The sequence below is a fragment of the Pseudomonas ogarae genome (assembly GCF_014268695.2).
GTDB lineage: Bacteria > Pseudomonadota > Gammaproteobacteria > Pseudomonadales > Pseudomonadaceae > Aquipseudomonas > Aquipseudomonas kilonensis.
In genome coordinates this window covers 6243691-6258666 of the sequence record NZ_CP077086.1, presented here as the reverse complement: position 1 = coordinate 6258666, position 14976 = coordinate 6243691, and the positions used below count along the sequence as shown (strand labels likewise).

Annotated in this window: 14 protein-coding genes; 6 read left to right on the top strand and 8 right to left on the bottom strand. The window is 62.1% G+C overall.

The window, feature by feature from the left end:
- Positions 1–442: 442 nt before the first annotated feature.
- Positions 443–1546, top strand: coding sequence for a choline metabolism transcriptional regulator GbdR (gbdR, locus tag HU749_RS27710; RefSeq protein ID WP_013694424.1), 1104 nt, complete (start codon positions 443–445; stop codon positions 1544–1546).
- Positions 1547–2083: 537 nt separating this feature from the next.
- Here gbdR and HU749_RS27705 read toward each other — a convergent pair.
- The 6 genes from HU749_RS27705 to choX form a co-directional block, all read right to left on the bottom strand.
- Positions 2084–2347 (bottom strand): hypothetical protein, encoded by a 264-nt coding sequence (locus HU749_RS27705; RefSeq protein WP_003206350.1) that lies wholly within the window; start codon positions 2345–2347, stop codon positions 2084–2086.
- 300 nt (positions 2348–2647) lie between these two features.
- On the bottom strand, positions 2648–3811 hold the full coding sequence (locus HU749_RS27700) for a gamma-butyrobetaine dioxygenase (RefSeq protein ID WP_186649209.1): 1164 nt from the start codon (positions 3809–3811) through the stop codon (positions 2648–2650).
- Between the two features lie 20 nt (positions 3812–3831).
- Positions 3832–4308, bottom strand: a complete 477-nt coding sequence (locus HU749_RS27695) for a thioesterase family protein (RefSeq protein WP_079302924.1) — start codon at positions 4306–4308, stop codon at positions 3832–3834.
- Positions 4309–4435: 127 nt separating this feature from the next.
- Positions 4436–5401 carry an L-carnitine dehydrogenase gene (locus tag HU749_RS27690; protein ID WP_186649207.1) on the bottom strand — a complete coding sequence of 322 codons (966 nt, stop codon included), beginning with the start codon at positions 5399–5401 and terminating at the stop codon, positions 4436–4438.
- Between the two features lie 159 nt (positions 5402–5560).
- Entirely contained in the window at positions 5561–6448 is an 888-nt protein-coding gene (cdhC, locus tag HU749_RS27685) for a 3-dehydrocarnitine:acetyl-CoA trimethylamine transferase CdhC (RefSeq protein ID WP_046063290.1), read from the bottom strand.
- 71 nt (positions 6449–6519) lie between these two features.
- Complete coding sequence (gene choX / locus HU749_RS27680) at positions 6520–7464, bottom strand: choline ABC transporter substrate-binding protein (RefSeq protein WP_186649205.1); 945 nt, start codon at positions 7462–7464, stop codon at positions 6520–6522.
- Positions 7465–7657: 193 nt separating this feature from the next.
- On the opposite strand from choX, the gene HU749_RS27675 reads away from it, so the two are divergent.
- Both HU749_RS27675 and HU749_RS27670 read left to right on the top strand, forming a co-directional pair.
- Positions 7658–8617, top strand: a complete 960-nt coding sequence (locus HU749_RS27675) for a GlxA family transcriptional regulator (RefSeq protein WP_079302921.1) — start codon at positions 7658–7660, stop codon at positions 8615–8617.
- Positions 8618–8685: 68 nt separating this feature from the next.
- Positions 8686–9861: an ATP-binding protein gene (locus HU749_RS27670; protein ID WP_186649203.1), complete on the top strand. Its 1176-nt coding sequence runs from the start codon at positions 8686–8688 to the stop codon at positions 9859–9861.
- A gap of 171 nt (positions 9862–10032) precedes the next feature.
- Here HU749_RS27670 and HU749_RS27665 read toward each other — a convergent pair whose 3' ends face one another.
- Positions 10033–10449, bottom strand: a complete 417-nt coding sequence (locus HU749_RS27665; RefSeq protein WP_046063294.1) for a DUF3010 family protein — start codon at positions 10447–10449, stop codon at positions 10033–10035.
- A gap of 57 nt (positions 10450–10506) precedes the next feature.
- Entirely contained in the window at positions 10507–10908 is a 402-nt protein-coding gene (locus HU749_RS27660) for a lysozyme inhibitor LprI family protein (protein WP_186649575.1), read from the bottom strand.
- Between the two features lie 235 nt (positions 10909–11143).
- Between HU749_RS27660 and HU749_RS27655 the strand changes: the two genes are divergently transcribed.
- The 3 genes from HU749_RS27655 (at position 11144) to dgcA (ending at position 14807) form a co-directional block, all read left to right on the top strand.
- Positions 11144–12121 (top strand): dipeptidase, encoded by a 978-nt coding sequence (locus HU749_RS27655; RefSeq protein ID WP_014340593.1) that lies wholly within the window; start codon positions 11144–11146, stop codon positions 12119–12121.
- A 79-nt stretch (positions 12122–12200) separates the two neighbouring features.
- Positions 12201–12731, top strand: coding sequence for a 4-vinyl reductase (locus HU749_RS27650; protein ID WP_003177589.1), 531 nt, complete (start codon positions 12201–12203; stop codon positions 12729–12731).
- A 15-nt stretch (positions 12732–12746) separates the two neighbouring features.
- Entirely contained in the window at positions 12747–14807 is a 2061-nt protein-coding gene (dgcA, locus tag HU749_RS27645) for a dimethylglycine demethylation protein DgcA (protein WP_014340592.1), read from the top strand.
- The last annotated feature ends 169 nt before the right edge of the window (positions 14808–14976 follow it).

The following is a 14976-nucleotide window of genomic DNA, read 5'->3' as shown; positions in this document are numbered from 1 at the left end:
GATTCCCTTTATCCACAAGAGCGAAAACCGCTCACAAAATGAACACCGATCTGCAAACGCGCCACCTTTTAGCGCGTCGCAAACAGACAAGACCCCTGTTGTCGAGCCAGCCGCTGAATCGCCCTCGACCGTCCGTCATCCGCACCTGTGGTGATACTCGTTGCGCAAGCGGCGCAGCCCAGTTCCCACAAGTGCTACCGAACTGCTCACGGCCCGCTGTGACAGGTGCCTGCCGCCCTTGATGGCGCTTATAACCCGTACTCGACACACGCCTTATATAGACAGGCCGCGATGTCGTTTTCAGGATTTATTGAACGCGCATTCAATTTTAGGCATGGCAATTGCTCTATCCCGATAAAGCCCCGTCTCGGCACGAGAACGATGGCAATAACAAGAGCCTCCGCCTGAGGCCATCACCCGCTTTGTGTGAGGAGATACCGCGATGACGACGTCCAACTCCGGGGCCCAACCCCAGAACCGTGCGCCTCAATCCATCGGCTTTTTGCTGCTGGACAATTTCACGCTGATTTCCCTGGCGTCCGCGGTAGAACCGCTACGCATGGCCAACCAACTCTCCGGTCGCGAGCTGTATCGCTGGACCACCCTTACGGTCGATGGCGGCCAGGTCTGGGCCAGCGACGGTTTGCAAATCACTCCTGACGCCTCCATGCACAAGGCGCCGGCCCTGGACACTGTCATCGTCTGTGGCGGCATCGGCATCCAGCGCACCGTGACCCGCGAACACGTGTCTTGGCTGCAAGGCCAGGCTCGCCAATCCCGTCGCCTCGGCGCGGTCTGCACCGGCAGTTGGGCCCTGGCCTGCGCCGGCCTGCTGGACGGTTTCGATTGCAGCGTGCACTGGGAATGCCTGGCGGCAATGCAGGAAGCTTTCCCACGGGTATCGATGAGTACCCGCTTGTTCACCCTCGACCGCAACCGCTTCACCAGCTCCGGCGGCACCGCGCCGCTGGACATGATGCTGCACCTGATCAGCCGCGATCATGGCCGTGAACTGTCGGCAGCGATCTCGGAAATGTTTGTCTACGAGCGTATTCGCAACGAACAGGATCACCAGCGTGTGCCGCTCAAGCACATGCTCGGCACCAACCAGCCGAAGTTGCAGGAAATCGTCGCGCTGATGGAGGCCAACCTCGAAGAGCCGATCGACCTGGACGAACTGGCGGTGTACGTCGCCGTGTCCCGGCGTCAGCTGGAGCGGTTGTTCCAGAAATACCTGCACTGCTCGCCATCGCGCTATTACCTCAAGCTGCGGCTGATTCGTGCACGGCAACTGCTCAAGCAGACACCGATGTCGATCATCGAAGTGGCCTCGGTGTGCGGCTTCGTCTCCACCCCGCACTTCTCCAAGTGCTACCGCGAATACTTCGGCATTCCACCACGGGACGAGCGCGTCGGTTCCAACACCACGCAACAGGTGGCGATGATGCCGCTGCCGCAGGCGCTGGTGCTGTCGCCATTGTCCGGCCCGCTGTCGGCGCTGAGCCAGGCGCGTAATGAGTCGACGTTTGCCAGTGTGAGGCTCTAAGACCGCAGCGCCTTCATCGCGAGCAAGCTCGCTCCCACAGTTGGGTCGGGGCATGGCTGGGGAGACAGGCCGGTTGTAAGGCCGTCTCGCGAGCAAGCTTTGCTCCCACAGGTCCTGCTCAAATAGATCTGAGGGGGTGTACGACCGGAAGAGCCAGGTCGGCTACTAGGCCGCCTCGGAAAGGACGTTGATCTCGGCGCCCCGTTAACCACGCTGGCCGAACGCAGGCATTGCGCAGTGGGCAACCCGGCATGGATGCCGGGTTAGCCGCGCTGGGCCATGGATGGCCCTTCGCGGCGGGCCCACGGAGCAATGCCTTCGTTCGGGCATGCCGAGCCTAAGCGAGGCACCGAGTGGTGGGGCAGAAGCGCTTTGGTTACTTTCGCGCTTTTCGAAAGTGACCCGCTGTAAAAGCGGAACCATAAGTGGCCGTTACCGCAGCAACGGATATGTACTCAGTCAGGCCGCCATCGCGAGCAAGCTCGCTCCCACAGGTTTTGTGAACGACACAGATCCTGTGGGAGCAATTGGGTTCTGTCAGGCGCTATGGTTTTGCTGGTAATCCGTCAGAGCCGGCAACAGCTGTTTATCGATCGCCTGGCGCACCGCCGGCAGGATGGTGGCGCTGCTGGTGTACATCTCCTTGACCATCCGCCGCAATTCATTGGCACGGACGGTGTCCAGCCCCCGCACGGCACACTCGCACGCCTGCTCGGCGGTGGAGCCACTGGGTATTTGCAGGCCCAGGGCCTTGAGATGGCCCAGCAGGTCTTCCTGGTCGATCAAATCGGCGTACATCATGACGCTTTTCCTTGTTCAGGGATTGGGGTCGTGTCTCGATTCTGGTAGCCACCCGAAGCGGCGGCAAGGGCAAATGGTCGCAATGTCATGAATGACTATGGAGGCGTCGTTTTCGGCTAACTTGCACGGACCTGGACTGGGCACACTGGCCTCAAGCTGAATCACGATGGTTTGGTCACCCTCGCGCAACAGCTCCTCCAGTAACGCTCCTGCCCCGATCCTGTCACGGCTTGATCGGGGATTTTTTTGCCTGTGAAAATCAGGGAGAAATTGGGTTGATTGATCGGACGCCTTCGCGGTCTAGCGCTGCAGAACCAGAATCCGCGACAGCAACTCATCCCGATCCACATAGCACCCCTGGAAATGCCGGGCCCCGGAAGCCGGGTCGAAGGCATTGCGGGCGTGGAGCGTGCGGCGGTTGTCGAAGCACCAGAGCTGGCCGGGCTCGAGACGCTGTATCAGGCGAAATTGTGGCTCGCGGGTCAGGGCGATGAAGCGGCGGTAGGCGCGGTAAAGCCTGGGCATCTGATCGGCCGAGGTGTCGAACGGCCCGCGCAGGAAGTTTGCCATGCGGATTTCCGAAACCTGCCCCAAGGCGTCCAGCGCGATGATCGGCGCCAGGCAGCGGTAGTCGCTGCGACGGTCCTTGTTGCGAAACTCCACCGGGATCCGGCACAGCGCGTCGAAGGCCTCGGGGTCTTCCTGGCGCAGGGTCTCGGCAAGGGCAAAACCGTCGACAAAAATGCTCTCGCCACCGTCGGCGTCATTCACCAGGCAATGCAGGAATTGCAGCCCCGGCTGCAATTCGCGGGTCGGCAGGTCGCTGTGCAGCGGCAGGTTGAAAGCGGTGTAGGCGTTGCTGTCGGCATCGGCCTTGGACTGCACGTTGAACAGCACGCCGAAGTTACTCTCGCGGATGAAGGAAATGCGTTGGGCAACCCGTTTCAGCGAACCGGGTTCGGTGGGCACGCCGCGCACCTGGGTCAGGCCGATGTCGCGCACCGCCAGCAACCATTGCAACAACGCATCGTCATCGTCCATCAGCGCCGGGTAATCGAACACTGGCAATTGCAGGTCGTGCCGCCACAGTTGGCGCCGGGGCTTGTTCGCCAGGCGCTCGGCGCGGGATTGGTCATCGTAGGCGTGGGCGCGCAGCCAGCCGGGGTCGAAACGGCTCTGGTGACCGTCCTGCCAGTCCACGCACAAGCAACCTTCGTCGTCGAGACGGGTCGCGCTGGGGGGCATGTCTTCAGGAACGTCGACGATCTCCAGCACCTGTTCGCGGGTGACGCTGTAGACGCATTGGGCGCACGGGCAGTTGTCCCGCAGCCACGGGTGATGAAAGGGGCTGGTCCGGCCGTCGGCCCACGTCACTTGCACCCGGTCGGCCAACAGAGTTGCTGCGGTCAAGGGGAAGATCAGGGGATAACGGCGGAAGTCGGCAAAAGCGGCGGCGGTGTTCATGGCGATTTCCTGTTCGCGGCTTATCGGGGGAGAGGCAGGGCGATGATCCGGCCGATGTACAGCGGCGGCGGCAGGTCGGATTGTTCGTCGAGCAGGGCGCTGAGCCGGCCCAGGGTCTGTTCGGTGAAAGGCGCCGAGCGCGGGCCGGCCAGGTCGACGTGCAGCAGCATCTGTTCATTGCCAGCCAGCTCTTTATCTCCGCCGACCAGATGCAGGCTGTGGTAGAGGTGCAGGCGTTTGGCGTCGTGGCCGATGATGTGCGTGTGCACCTCGACCTGGGCGTCGAGCTTCACTTCGTGCAGGTAGTTGAGGTGCAGTTCGAGGGTGAACAACGAGTGGCCGCTGGCTTCGCGGTTCTGGCTGTCCAGGCCGAGCCGGTCCATCAGCGCGTCGGTGGCGTAGCTGAAGATCAGCAGGTAGAAGGCATCGCGCAGATGGCCGTTGTAATCGACCCAGTCGGGGAGGATGCGGGTTTGGTAGGTGGTGAGGGTGGGCATGATGACGATCCAACAGAAGATTGGGATTCATGTGGGAGCGGGCTTGCTCGCGAAGGCGGTGTATCTGCCGCACGATATTGAGCGGATGTACCAGCCTCTTCGCGAGCAAGCCCGCTCCCACCGGGGGTTATTCAGCGAAAGACATTCCGTGCTTGGCCTTGGTGGCCTTCACTGCCTCCAGCACCGCCAGCAGGCAATCATCACGATAGCGTTCCAGGGCCGAGATGCTGTGGCTGCCCAATTGCTCGCTTGTGCCGTCCACCACATCGTCGATCAGCTTTTCGGTCAGCTCTGGCGCCGGCAGATAGGTCCACGGCAGTTGCAGCGCCGGGCCGAACTGGGCCATGAAGTGCCGCATCCCGGCATCGCCGCCGGCCAGGGTGTAGGTCAGGAACGTGCCCATGAACGACCAGCGCAAGCCGGCGCCAAAGCGGATCGCATCGTCGATTTCCCCGGTGGTCGCCACGCCGTCGTTGACCAGGTGCAGGGCTTCGCGCCAGAGCGCTTCGAGCAGGCGGTCGGCGATGAACCCGGGCACTTCCTTGCGCACGTGCAGCGGCCGCATGCCGAGGGATTCGTACACCTGCATCGCCGCCTGCACCGCCTCCGGTGCAGTGTTTTTACCGCCGACCACTTCCACCAGCGGCAATAGGTAAACCGGATTGAACGGGTGACCGACCACGCAGCGTTCCGGATGGGTGGCGCCTTCGTAGAATTCGCTCGGCAGCAGCCCCGAGGTGCTGGAACCGATCAATGCGTTCGGCTTGGCGGCGGCGCTGATCTGGCCGTGCAATTCGAGTTTCAACGCCAGGCGCTCGGGAGCGCTTTCCTGAATGAAATCGGCGTCGCGCACACACTCTTCGATGGTGGCGACAAAGCGTAGCCGATCCTGCGAGGCGCCAGGGGCCAGGCCCTGTTTCTCCAGGGCGCCCCAGGCATTGGCAACGCGCTTGCGCAACGCTGCTTCGGCGCCCGGCGCCGGGTCCCAGGCGACGACGTCCAGGCCATGGGCCAGGGCCCGGCTGACCCAGCCACTGCCGATCACACCGCTGCCCAGGGCGGCGAAGGTCTTGATGTCGGTGATAAAGCTCATGGTGATTTCCTGAAAAAATAGTTCGGTGATCTCCTGTGGGAGCAAGGCTTGCCCGCGATGGCGGCAGTAGATTCAACGGGGATGTCGACTGACATACCGTTATCGCGGGCAAGCCTTGCTCCCACAGGTTGTGCCCCATAGGGGGATATGGGTGTTGGCTCAGCCGCGCTGGGTGAGGCCCATTTTCTTGCGACCTTCAGCCGGGGTGAGCACGCGGGCACCGAGGCGACTGAGGATTTCGCCGGCCCGCTCCACCAGTTGGCCGTTGGTGGCGAGTACGCCTTTGTCCAGCCAGAGGTTGTCCTCCAGACCGACCCGCACGTTGCCCCCCAGCAGCACCGCCTGGGCGGCCATTGGCATTTGCATGCGGCCGATGCCGAAGCCGGCCCACACCGCGTCCGCCGGCAGGTTGTCGACCATGGCTTTCATGGTGGTGGTGTCGGCCGGTGCGCCCCATGGGATGCCCAGGCAGAGCTGGAACAGCGGGTTGTCCAGCAGGCCTTCCTTGATCAGTTGCTTGGCGAACCACAGGTGGCCGGTGTCGAAGATCTCCAGCTCGGCCTTGACCCCCAGTTCGGTGATGCGCTTGGCGCCGGCCCGCAGTTGCGCTGGGGTGGAGACGTAAATGGTGTCGCCGTCGCCGAAGTTCAGGGTGCCGCAATCCAGGGTGCAGATTTCCGGCAACAGCTCTTCGACGTGGGCCAGGCGGGTCAGCGGCCCCACCAGGTCGGTGTTGGGGCCGAATTCCATCGGCCGTTCACCGGCACCGATCTCCAGATCACCGCCCATGCCGGCGGTGAGGTTGACGATGATGTCCACGTCCGCCTCACGGATGCGCTCCATCACTTCGCGGTACAACGCCACGTCGCGGCTGAACTTGCCGGTCTGCGGGTCGCGGACGTGGCAATGGACCACCGTGGCCCCGGCCTTCGCCGCCTCGATGGCGGCGGCGGCGATCTGTTTCGGGGTGACCGGTACGTGAGGGCTCTTGGCGGTCGTGTCGCCAGCACCGGTGAGTGCGCAGGTGATGATGACGTCGTGGTTCATGGTGCGGCTTCCTTCAGGCGTGGTGAGTCACCGCGCAGCCGTTTGGCGCTGCGCAGATGGATAACGGTTATTCAGTTGCTGGTGAGTTTCAGGTTGTCGGCGGCCGGCTTGCCGTCGAAGGTGGTGACGCCTTCGAGCCAGCGCTGCTTGTCTTGCGGATGATCCTTGAGCCATTGCCGGGCTGATTCGAGCGGGTCCTTGTGATCGAGCAACGGCTGCATCATCCGGCTCTCGTCTTCGGCGCTGAAGGTCAGGTTGCTCAGCAAGCGACCGACGTTCGGGCATTGCTCGGCGTAGTTCGGCGCAGTGACCGTCCAGACGGTGGCCATGCCTTCGTTCGGGCCGAGGGCGTCGTCGCTGCCGGTGAGGTAGGTCATTTGCACGTTGACGTTCATCGGGTGCGGCGCCCAGCCGAAGAACACCACGGCTTCCTTGCGCCGCACGGCGCGGTCCACTGCGGCGAGCATGCCGGCTTCGCTGGACTCCACCAGTTGGAATTTGCCCAGGCCGAACTGGTTCTTGGCGATCATCGCCTTGATCTGGGTGTTGGCGCCGGAGCCAGGCTCAATGCCGTAGATCTTGCCGCCCAACTCTTTTTCGAATTTGGCGATGTCGGCGAAGGTCTTCAGGCCCTTGTCGGCCAGGTAGGTCGGCACGGCCAGGGTGGCGCGGGCGTCCTTGAGGCTCGGCTGTTCCAGCACCTTGACCTGCTTGGCTTCAACGAACGGGGTGATGGTCTGGGTCATCAACGGGTTCCAGTAGCCCAGGAAAAGGTCCAGGCGCTGGTCGCGGATGCCGGCGAAGATGATTTGCTGGGAGGCGCTGGTTTGCTTGGTCTTGTAGCCGAGGCCGTCGAGCATCACTTGGGTCAGGGCGCTGGTGGCGATGACGTCGGTCCAGTTGACCACGCCCAGGCGCACGTTCTGGCATGCGGCGGGCTCGGCTGCCATGGCGGCCGGGCTTAGGAGCTGGGTGGCGCTGAGTGCAAGAACGCAGTAGCTGATCAGTTGTTTCATTGTCAGGTTCCTCGGCAGCTTATTGTTATGGGGCCCGGAGTCTGTGCGCCGGTGATGCCAAGTTACGCAGCCCCGGGCGGGGCAAAACGCACAGCGGCGACGTGCTCTTGCACTGCAGCGACCTGTCCCCTTGAACGGCCCTTGCAACTGGCGTATCAAGGTCCGCACGCTACCCGCCAACCGAGTGCGCTCCATGTCCCAGGATTTCTACTTCTTGTTGATGCCGGGTTTTTCGGCCATCGGTTTCATTTCGGCCATCGAGCCCTTGCGGGTCGCCAATCGGTTTCGTGGCGAGCTGTGCCGCTGGCATGTGCTGAGTGTCGATGGCGGGCCGGTGCTGGCGAGCAATGGCATGTCGGTCAACGCCGATGCCGCACTGGAACCGCTGAAGAAGGGCGCGACCCTCTGGGTGGTGGCCGGGTTCGAACCGCTGAAATTCGCCACCCCGGCACTGGAACGCTGGCTGCATCGGCTGGACAACGAAGGCGTGACCCTGGGCGGCATCGACACCGGCAGTGTGGTGCTGGCCGAAGCGGGGCTGTTGGAAGGGCACCGCGTGACTTTGCATTGGGAAGCGATCGAGGCGTTCAAGGAGTCCTATCCGCAACTCAGCGTGACCCAGGAACTGTTCGAAATCGACCGTCGCCGCATCACCTGTGCGGGCGGCACGGCTTCCATCGACCTGATGCTGGACCTGATCGGCCAGGCCCACGGTTCGGAACTGGCGATCCAGGTCAGCGAGCAGTTCGTGCTCGGCCGCATCCGCCCGCGCAAAGACCACCAGCGCATGGAAATCGCCAACCGCTACGGCATTCGCAACAAGAAGCTGGTGCACGTCATCGGCGAGATGGAAACCCACAGCGAACCGCCCCTGAGCACCTTGGCGCTGGCCGAGTCGATCAACGTCACCCGCCGCCAACTCGAACGGCTGTTCCGCCTGCACCTGAACGACACCCCGAGCAACTTCTACCTGCGCCTGCGCCTGGAAAAGGCCCGGCAGTTGCTGCGTCAGACCGACATGAGTGTGCTGGAAGTGAGCATCGCCTGCGGCTTTGAGTCACCGTCGTACTTTACCCGCAGCTATCGGGCACGGTTCGAGCGCTGCCCGCGGGAGGATCGGCGACGGCAGGGGGATGGGCGGGAGTTGGTTTGACAGGCTTTTATACTCAATTATACTCGTGACTATAAATTATACCTGTCGCCATAATTGAGTATAAAACCATGTCCAAGCACCCCGGTTTTGTCTTCCGGCGCCCCGATCTGGCCCGCAATATTGTCGATGGGCTGGCCGGCGCCGGGATCCAGGATTACACCTCAGGCCTGTTCCTGGCCGCGCCAAGGCGTACCGGAAAAAGTACGTTCCTGCGCGAAGACTTGATTCCCGAATGCGAGACGCGAGGTTGGCTCGCGGTCTACGTCGACCTTTGGGCCAACAAGGAGAAGGACCCTGCCGACCTGATCGCCTCGGCCATCGCCGGGGCACTGGTGCCTTATGAAAAGGGCATCCGCAAGCTTGCAAAATCCATGGGCATCGACAAACTCAGCTTCTTGCGCACGTTGTCCTGGGATTTCAGCCAGCCGCAACTGCCCGAAGGGGCGACGCTGACCCAGGCGCTGGAGCTGTTGCACCGTGCCGCGGGTAAAACCGTGGTGCTGGTGATCGACGAAGCCCAGCATGCCTTGACCACCGAGGCCGGGGTCAACGCGATGTTCGGCCTCAAGGCTGCCCGCGACCAGCTCAACCAGGGACGTGAGGGGGATACCAGCGGCCTGCGGCTGGTGTTCACCGGCTCCAATCGCGACAAGCTCGCCCACTTGGTATTGAGCCGCAACCAACCGTTCTACGGGTCCAGCATCACGCCGTTTCCTTTGTTGGGCAAAGCTTTCACCCAGGCCTACACCGCCCACTTGAACGCACACCTGGCCCAGACCAACCAGTTCAACGCCGATGACCTCGACCAGGCTTTTGAGTTGGTTGGGCGCCGTCCCGAAATGTTGCGCAGCGTCATCGGCGAAATTGCCCTGGAGCTGGGTGAGGCGAGCCAGTTGGGTGACTTGCTGCGCAACAGCGCTGAAATGCTGCGCGCCGGCGTCTGGACCGAGTTCGAGAGCGCCTGGAACGCCCTGACGGTGCCCCAACGCGCCGTGCTACAGGTCATGGCCGAGCGCTCGCAGAACAACGAACCCTTCGCGCCTTTCACCGATTCAACGCTGGAGGTGGTGGGCAAGGCGCTGAGGACCATGGGAAGCGAAGTCGTGCCCGGTACCCAGACCATCCAATCCTGTATTGATGCGCTGCGTGAAAAGGAATTGGTGTGGAAGTCCAACCGCGGGGGTTATGCGCTGGAGGACAAGGCGTTTGCCGATTGGTTGAAGGGGTATCGCCAGCAACATTGAATTTTGAATATATCCCGTGGCGAGGGAGCTTGCTCCCGCTGGGTGGCGTAGCCGCCCCAAACCAGACACCGCGGTGCAACAGGTGAACCCTGCAAACCGGTTTACGACTGCTGCGCAGCCGAGCGGGAGCAAGCTCCCTCGCCACAGGTACTGTGTCTGGCTGGAAAAAGCCTATTTCTTCACTAATGCCGAACACGCTGCCTTGTAAGCCTCATGCTGATACTTGTTCAGCGTCGCCGGCAGGGCGAAGTCATGTTTCTTGCTCTGCGCATTGATGGTCTGCGGCGACAGCAGTGTCACCTCGCAACCGTCCAGCAACTGGAAAACCCCTTCGATCTTGAACGTGGTCGGGCCACCGGCGAACTCGCCTTTCTTGCTGCGCTTCTTGATGGCGATGCGTTCGATGCCATTCTCAACCACAAACGCCCGTACCTGAGCAGCAAACGCTTTGACGTTGGCAGCTTCGTCATCGTCGTCCAGGGCGATTTTCTTGGTGTTCAGCGGGACGTGGCTCAGCGCCTGTTGATCCAGCGAGGCAACGGCGATGATCGCTTCGCTGCCTTTGATTTCGATGCCGCACGTTTTCATGTGAATCCCTTTACCAATGATGCAAGCAGCTTACCGCGCTAAACGGCTTCTGAAGCATCACTCCTGCCCAATCGACTCCAAAAACTCCGACCGATCATCGCTCACCTGGGCCATGCAGTCGTTTTCGGCGATTTTGTAGGCTTCGCCGCCGGGTTTGGCCGGGAAGGCGGCGATGGCGCAATCGGCCTCGCGCTGTTTTTGCCAGAGTTGCTGGGCGGCCTTGATCTTGGCGGTGATGTCGTTGAGCTGGGCCTTGTCGCTGGCGTAGCGGGTTTGCAGGCGCTCGTTGAGGCTTTGCAGGTTTTCGCCCAGCAATTGTTCGGCGGCGATTTTGCCGTAGGCCGAGCAGGCCAGGGTCTGGACGTCGTTTTCAACTTCGTCACAGGGGTTGGGCCCGGTGTCTTCGGTTGCGTGTGCCAGGGTGCTGATCAGTGCCAAAGCCAGGAAGAGTGATTTCATCGCGTTGCCGCTCAAGTCCAGTGAAAACCAGTGATGCGGCGGATTCTGGCGCAAGCGTCGGGTAAAGAACAGACGGGTAGGGTGGGCCTGGTGTACCCCTTTGTCGTGGATTGACGCTTTCGGCAATTCCCCTGTCGTTTTTGCACCGGGTCGTCGCGGCCCTCAGGCATATGCTGGCCCCAAAGCGCCGGCACACGATTCGGCGCATGAATCGCTGATAAAAGGGGACTGCCTGATGAGCCCAGCCGAATTGCACGCCGACAGCATCGTTATCGACGGGCTGATCATTGCCAAGTGGAACCGCGACCTGTTCGAAGACATGCGCAAGGGCGGCCTGACCGCTGCCAACTGCACCGTGTCGGTGTGGGAAGGTTTCCAGGCCACCATCAACAACATCGCCGCCAGCCAGAAACTGATCCGCGAGAACAGCGACCTGGTGATCCCGGTGAAAACCACCGCCGACATCCGTCGCGCCAAGGAGCAGGGCAAGACCGGCATCATCTTCGGTTTCCAGAACGCCCATGCCTTTGAAGACCAACTCGGCTACGTCGAGATCTTCAAGCAGTTGGGCGTGGGTGTGGTGCAGATGTGCTACAACACCCAGAACCTGGTCGGCACCGGTTGCTACGAACGCGACGGCGGCCTGTCGGGCTTCGGTCGCGAAATCGTCGCCGAGATGAACCGGGTCGGCATCATGTGCGACCTGTCCCACGTCGGTTCAAAGACCTCCGAAGAGGTCATCCTCGAATCGAAGAAGCCAGTGTGCTACTCCCACTGCCTGCCGTCCGGCCTGAAAGAACACCCGCGCAACAAGTCCGATGAAGAGCTGAAGTTCATCGCCGATCACGGCGGTTTCGTCGGCGTGACCATGTTCGCGCCGTTCCTGGCCAAGGGCATCGATTCGACCATCGACGACTACGCCGAGGCCATCGAGTACACCATGAACATCGTCGGTGAAGACGCCATCGGCATCGGCACCGACTTCACCCAGGGCCACGGCCAGGACTTCTTCGAAATGCTGACCCACGACAAGGGCTACGCCCGTCGTCTGACCAGCTTCGGCAAGATCATCAACCCCCTGGGCATCCGCACCGTGGGCGAGTTCCCGAACCTCACCGAGACGCTGCTCAAGCGCGGCCATCCTGAGCGGGTAGTGCGCAAGATCATGGGTGAAAACTGGGTCAATGTCTTGAAAGACGTCTGGGGCGAATAACCGCCGCCGCACCGCCAATCCTCTACCTGCGGCCCTCTGCGCCGCAGGCAATACCACGAATTTCCGGAGTCAAGTTTTCATGGCCAAGATCGCCCCGCAACTGCCTATCGAAGTCGACAGCGAAACCGGTGTCTGGACCTCCGACGCCCTGCCGATGCTGTACGTGCCACGGCACTTTTTCGTCAACAACCACATGGGCATCGAAGAAGTGCTGGGCGCCGACGCCTACGCCGAGATTCTCTACAAGGCCGGCTACAAATCCGCCTGGCACTGGTGTGAAAAAGAAGCCGAATGCCATGGCCTGGAAGGCGTTGCGGTGTTCGAGCACTACATGAAGCGTTTGTCGCAGCGTGGTTGGGGTCTGTTCAAGATCCAGGACATCGACCTGGACAAAGGCACCGCCAGCGTCAAGCTCGAACACTCGGCGTTCGTCTATGTGTACGGCAAGGTCGGGCGCAAGGTCGACTACATGTTCACCGGCTGGTTCGCCGGTGCCATGGATCAGATCCTCGCCGCTCGCGGCAGCAAGATCCGCACTGTGGCCGAGCAGGTCTACGGCGGTTCCGAAGAAGGCCACGACGACGGCCTGTTCATCGTCAAGCCGTTGTAAGTCGAGGATCGCACCATGGCTTTTGAAGCAATGTTCCAGCCGATCCAGATCGGCAAGCTGACCATCCGTAACCGCGTGCTCAGCACCGCGCACGCCGAGGTCTACGCCACTGACGGCGGCATGACCACCGACCGGTACGTGAAGTATTACGAGGAGAAGGCCAAGGGCGGCATCGGCCTGGCGATCTGCGGTGGCTCGTCCGTGGTCGCCATCGACAGCCCGCAGGAGTGGTGGAGTTCGGTGAACCTGTCCACCGACCGCATCATTCCGCACTTCCAGAACCTGGCCGACGCCATGCACAAGCATGGTGCCAAGATCATGATCCAGATTACCCACATGGGCCGTCGCTCGCGTTGGGACGGTTTCAACTGGCCGACCCTGATGTCGCCGTCCGGTGTGCGTGAGCCGGTGCACCGCGCCACCTGCAAGACCATCGAGCCGGAAGAAATCTGGCGGGTGATCGGCAACTACGCCAGCGCCGCCAAGCGCGCCAAGGCCGGTGGCCTGGACGGCGTCGAGCTGTCCGCCGTGCACCAGCACATGATCGACCAGTTCTGGAGCCCGCGGGTCAACAAGCGTACCGACGAATGGGGCGGCACCTTCGAAGGCCGCATGAAGTTCGGCCTGGAAGTGCTGAAGGCCGTGCGCGCCGAAGTGGGTGACGATTTCTGTGTAGGCATGCGCCTGTGCGGTGACGAGTTCCACCCGGACGGCTTGTCCCACGAGGACATGAAGCAGATCGCCAAGTATTACGACGACACCGGCATGCTCGATTTCATCGGCGTGGTGGGCTCGGGTTGCGACACCCACAACACCCTGGCCAACGTCATCCCGAACATGAGTTATCCACCGGAGCCGTTCCTGCACCTGGCCGCCGGTATCAAGGAAGTGGTCAAGGTTCCGGTGTTGCACGCGCAGAACATCAAGGACCCGAACCAGGCCACGCGGATCCTGGAGGGCGGTTACGTCGACATGGTCGGCATGACCCGCGCCCACATCGCCGACCCGCACCTGATCGCCAAGATCAAGATGGGCCAGATCGACCAGATCAAGCAGTGCGTCGGCGCCAACTACTGCATCGACCGCCAGTACCAGGGCCTGGACGTGCTGTGCATCCAGAACGCCGCGACGTCCCGTGAATACATGGGCGTGCCGCACATCATCGAGAAGTCCACCGGGCCGAAACGCAAGGTGGTCGTCGTGGGTGCCGGCCCAGCGGGGATGGAAGCGGCGCGTGTGGCCGCCGAGCGTGGGCACGACGTGACCCTGTTCGAGAAAAAGGAATTCATCGGCGGGCAGATCACCACCGCCTCGAAAGCCCCGCAACGGGACCAGATCGCCGGTATCACCCGCTGGTTCCAACTGGAGCTGGCGCGGTTGAAAGTCGACCTGCGCCTGGGCGTGGCGGCTGACGCGGCGACCATCATGGACTTGCGCCCGGACGTGGTGGTGCTGGCCGTCGGCGGCCATCCGTTCCTGGAGCAGAACGAGCACTGGGGCGCGGCCGAAGGGCTGGTGGTCAGCAGCTGGGACGTGCTCGACGGCAAGGTTGCACCGGGCAAGAACGTACTGGTCTACGACACCATTTGCGAGTTCACCGGCATGTCGGTGGCCGACTTCCTCGCCGACAAGGGCAGCCAGGTCGAGATCGTCACCGATGACATCAAGCCGGGCGTGGCCATTGGCGGGACGTCGTTCCCCACCTACTACCGCAGCATGTACCCCAAGGAAGTGATCATGACCGGGGACATGATGCTGGAGAAGGTCTACCGCGAAGGCGACAAGCTGGTGGCGGTGCTGGAGAACGAATACACCGGCGCCAAGGAAGAACGCGTGGTGGACCAGGTGGTGGTGGAAAACGGCGTGCGGCCGGACGAGGAAATCTACTACGCGCTCAAGGAAGGTTCGCGCAACAAGGGCCAGATCGACGTCGAAGCCCTGTTCGCGATCAAGCCCCAGCCGTGCCTGGAGCAGAGCGGCGATGGCTACCTGCTGTTCCGCATCGGCGACTGTGTGGCCCAGCGTAATACCCACGCGGCCATCTACGACGCCCTGCGGTTGTGCAAGGATTTCTAACGGCTTGTGGATAACCCTGTGGGAGCAAGGCTTGCCCGCGATAAATGCGACACGGAGGATCTGACTGACCGAGTCGATCGCATCGCGGGCAAGCCTTGCTCCCACAGGAATCGGGCAAGGCATCCAGCTAGTTTGGCCTGCAAGACCTGTGGTCTTTGGGAGCAACACC

Bases quoted from the DNA above. Each gene is read 5' to 3' on its own strand.
- gbdR (WP_013694424.1), top strand. From the start codon at position 443: ATGACGACGTCCAACTCCGGGGCCCAACCCCAGAACCGTGCGCCTCAA.
- HU749_RS27705 (WP_003206350.1), bottom strand. From the start codon at position 2,347: ATGATGTACGCCGATTTGATCGACCAGGAAGACCTGCTGGGCCATCTC.
- HU749_RS27700 (WP_186649209.1), bottom strand. From the start codon at position 3,811: ATGAACACCGCCGCCGCTTTTGCCGACTTCCGCCGTTATCCCCTGATC.
- HU749_RS27695 (WP_079302924.1), bottom strand. From the start codon at position 4,308: ATGCCCACCCTCACCACCTACCAAACCCGCATCCTCCCCGACTGGGTC.
- HU749_RS27690 (WP_186649207.1), bottom strand. From the start codon at position 5,401: ATGAGCTTTATCACCGACATCAAGACCTTCGCCGCCCTGGGCAGCGGT.
- cdhC (WP_046063290.1), bottom strand. From the start codon at position 6,448: ATGAACCACGACGTCATCATCACCTGCGCACTCACCGGTGCTGGCGAC.
- choX (WP_186649205.1), bottom strand. From the start codon at position 7,464: ATGAAACAACTGATCAGCTACTGCGTTCTTGCACTCAGCGCCACCCAG.
- HU749_RS27675 (WP_079302921.1), top strand. From the start codon at position 7,658: ATGTCCCAGGATTTCTACTTCTTGTTGATGCCGGGTTTTTCGGCCATC.
- HU749_RS27670 (WP_186649203.1), top strand. From the start codon at position 8,686: ATGTCCAAGCACCCCGGTTTTGTCTTCCGGCGCCCCGATCTGGCCCGC.
- HU749_RS27665 (WP_046063294.1), bottom strand. From the start codon at position 10,449: ATGAAAACGTGCGGCATCGAAATCAAAGGCAGCGAAGCGATCATCGCC.
- HU749_RS27660 (WP_186649575.1), bottom strand. From the start codon at position 10,908: ATGAAATCACTCTTCCTGGCTTTGGCACTGATCAGCACCCTGGCACAC.
- HU749_RS27655 (WP_014340593.1), top strand. From the start codon at position 11,144: ATGAGCCCAGCCGAATTGCACGCCGACAGCATCGTTATCGACGGGCTG.
- HU749_RS27650 (WP_003177589.1), top strand. From the start codon at position 12,201: ATGGCCAAGATCGCCCCGCAACTGCCTATCGAAGTCGACAGCGAAACC.
- dgcA (WP_014340592.1), top strand. From the start codon at position 12,747: ATGGCTTTTGAAGCAATGTTCCAGCCGATCCAGATCGGCAAGCTGACC.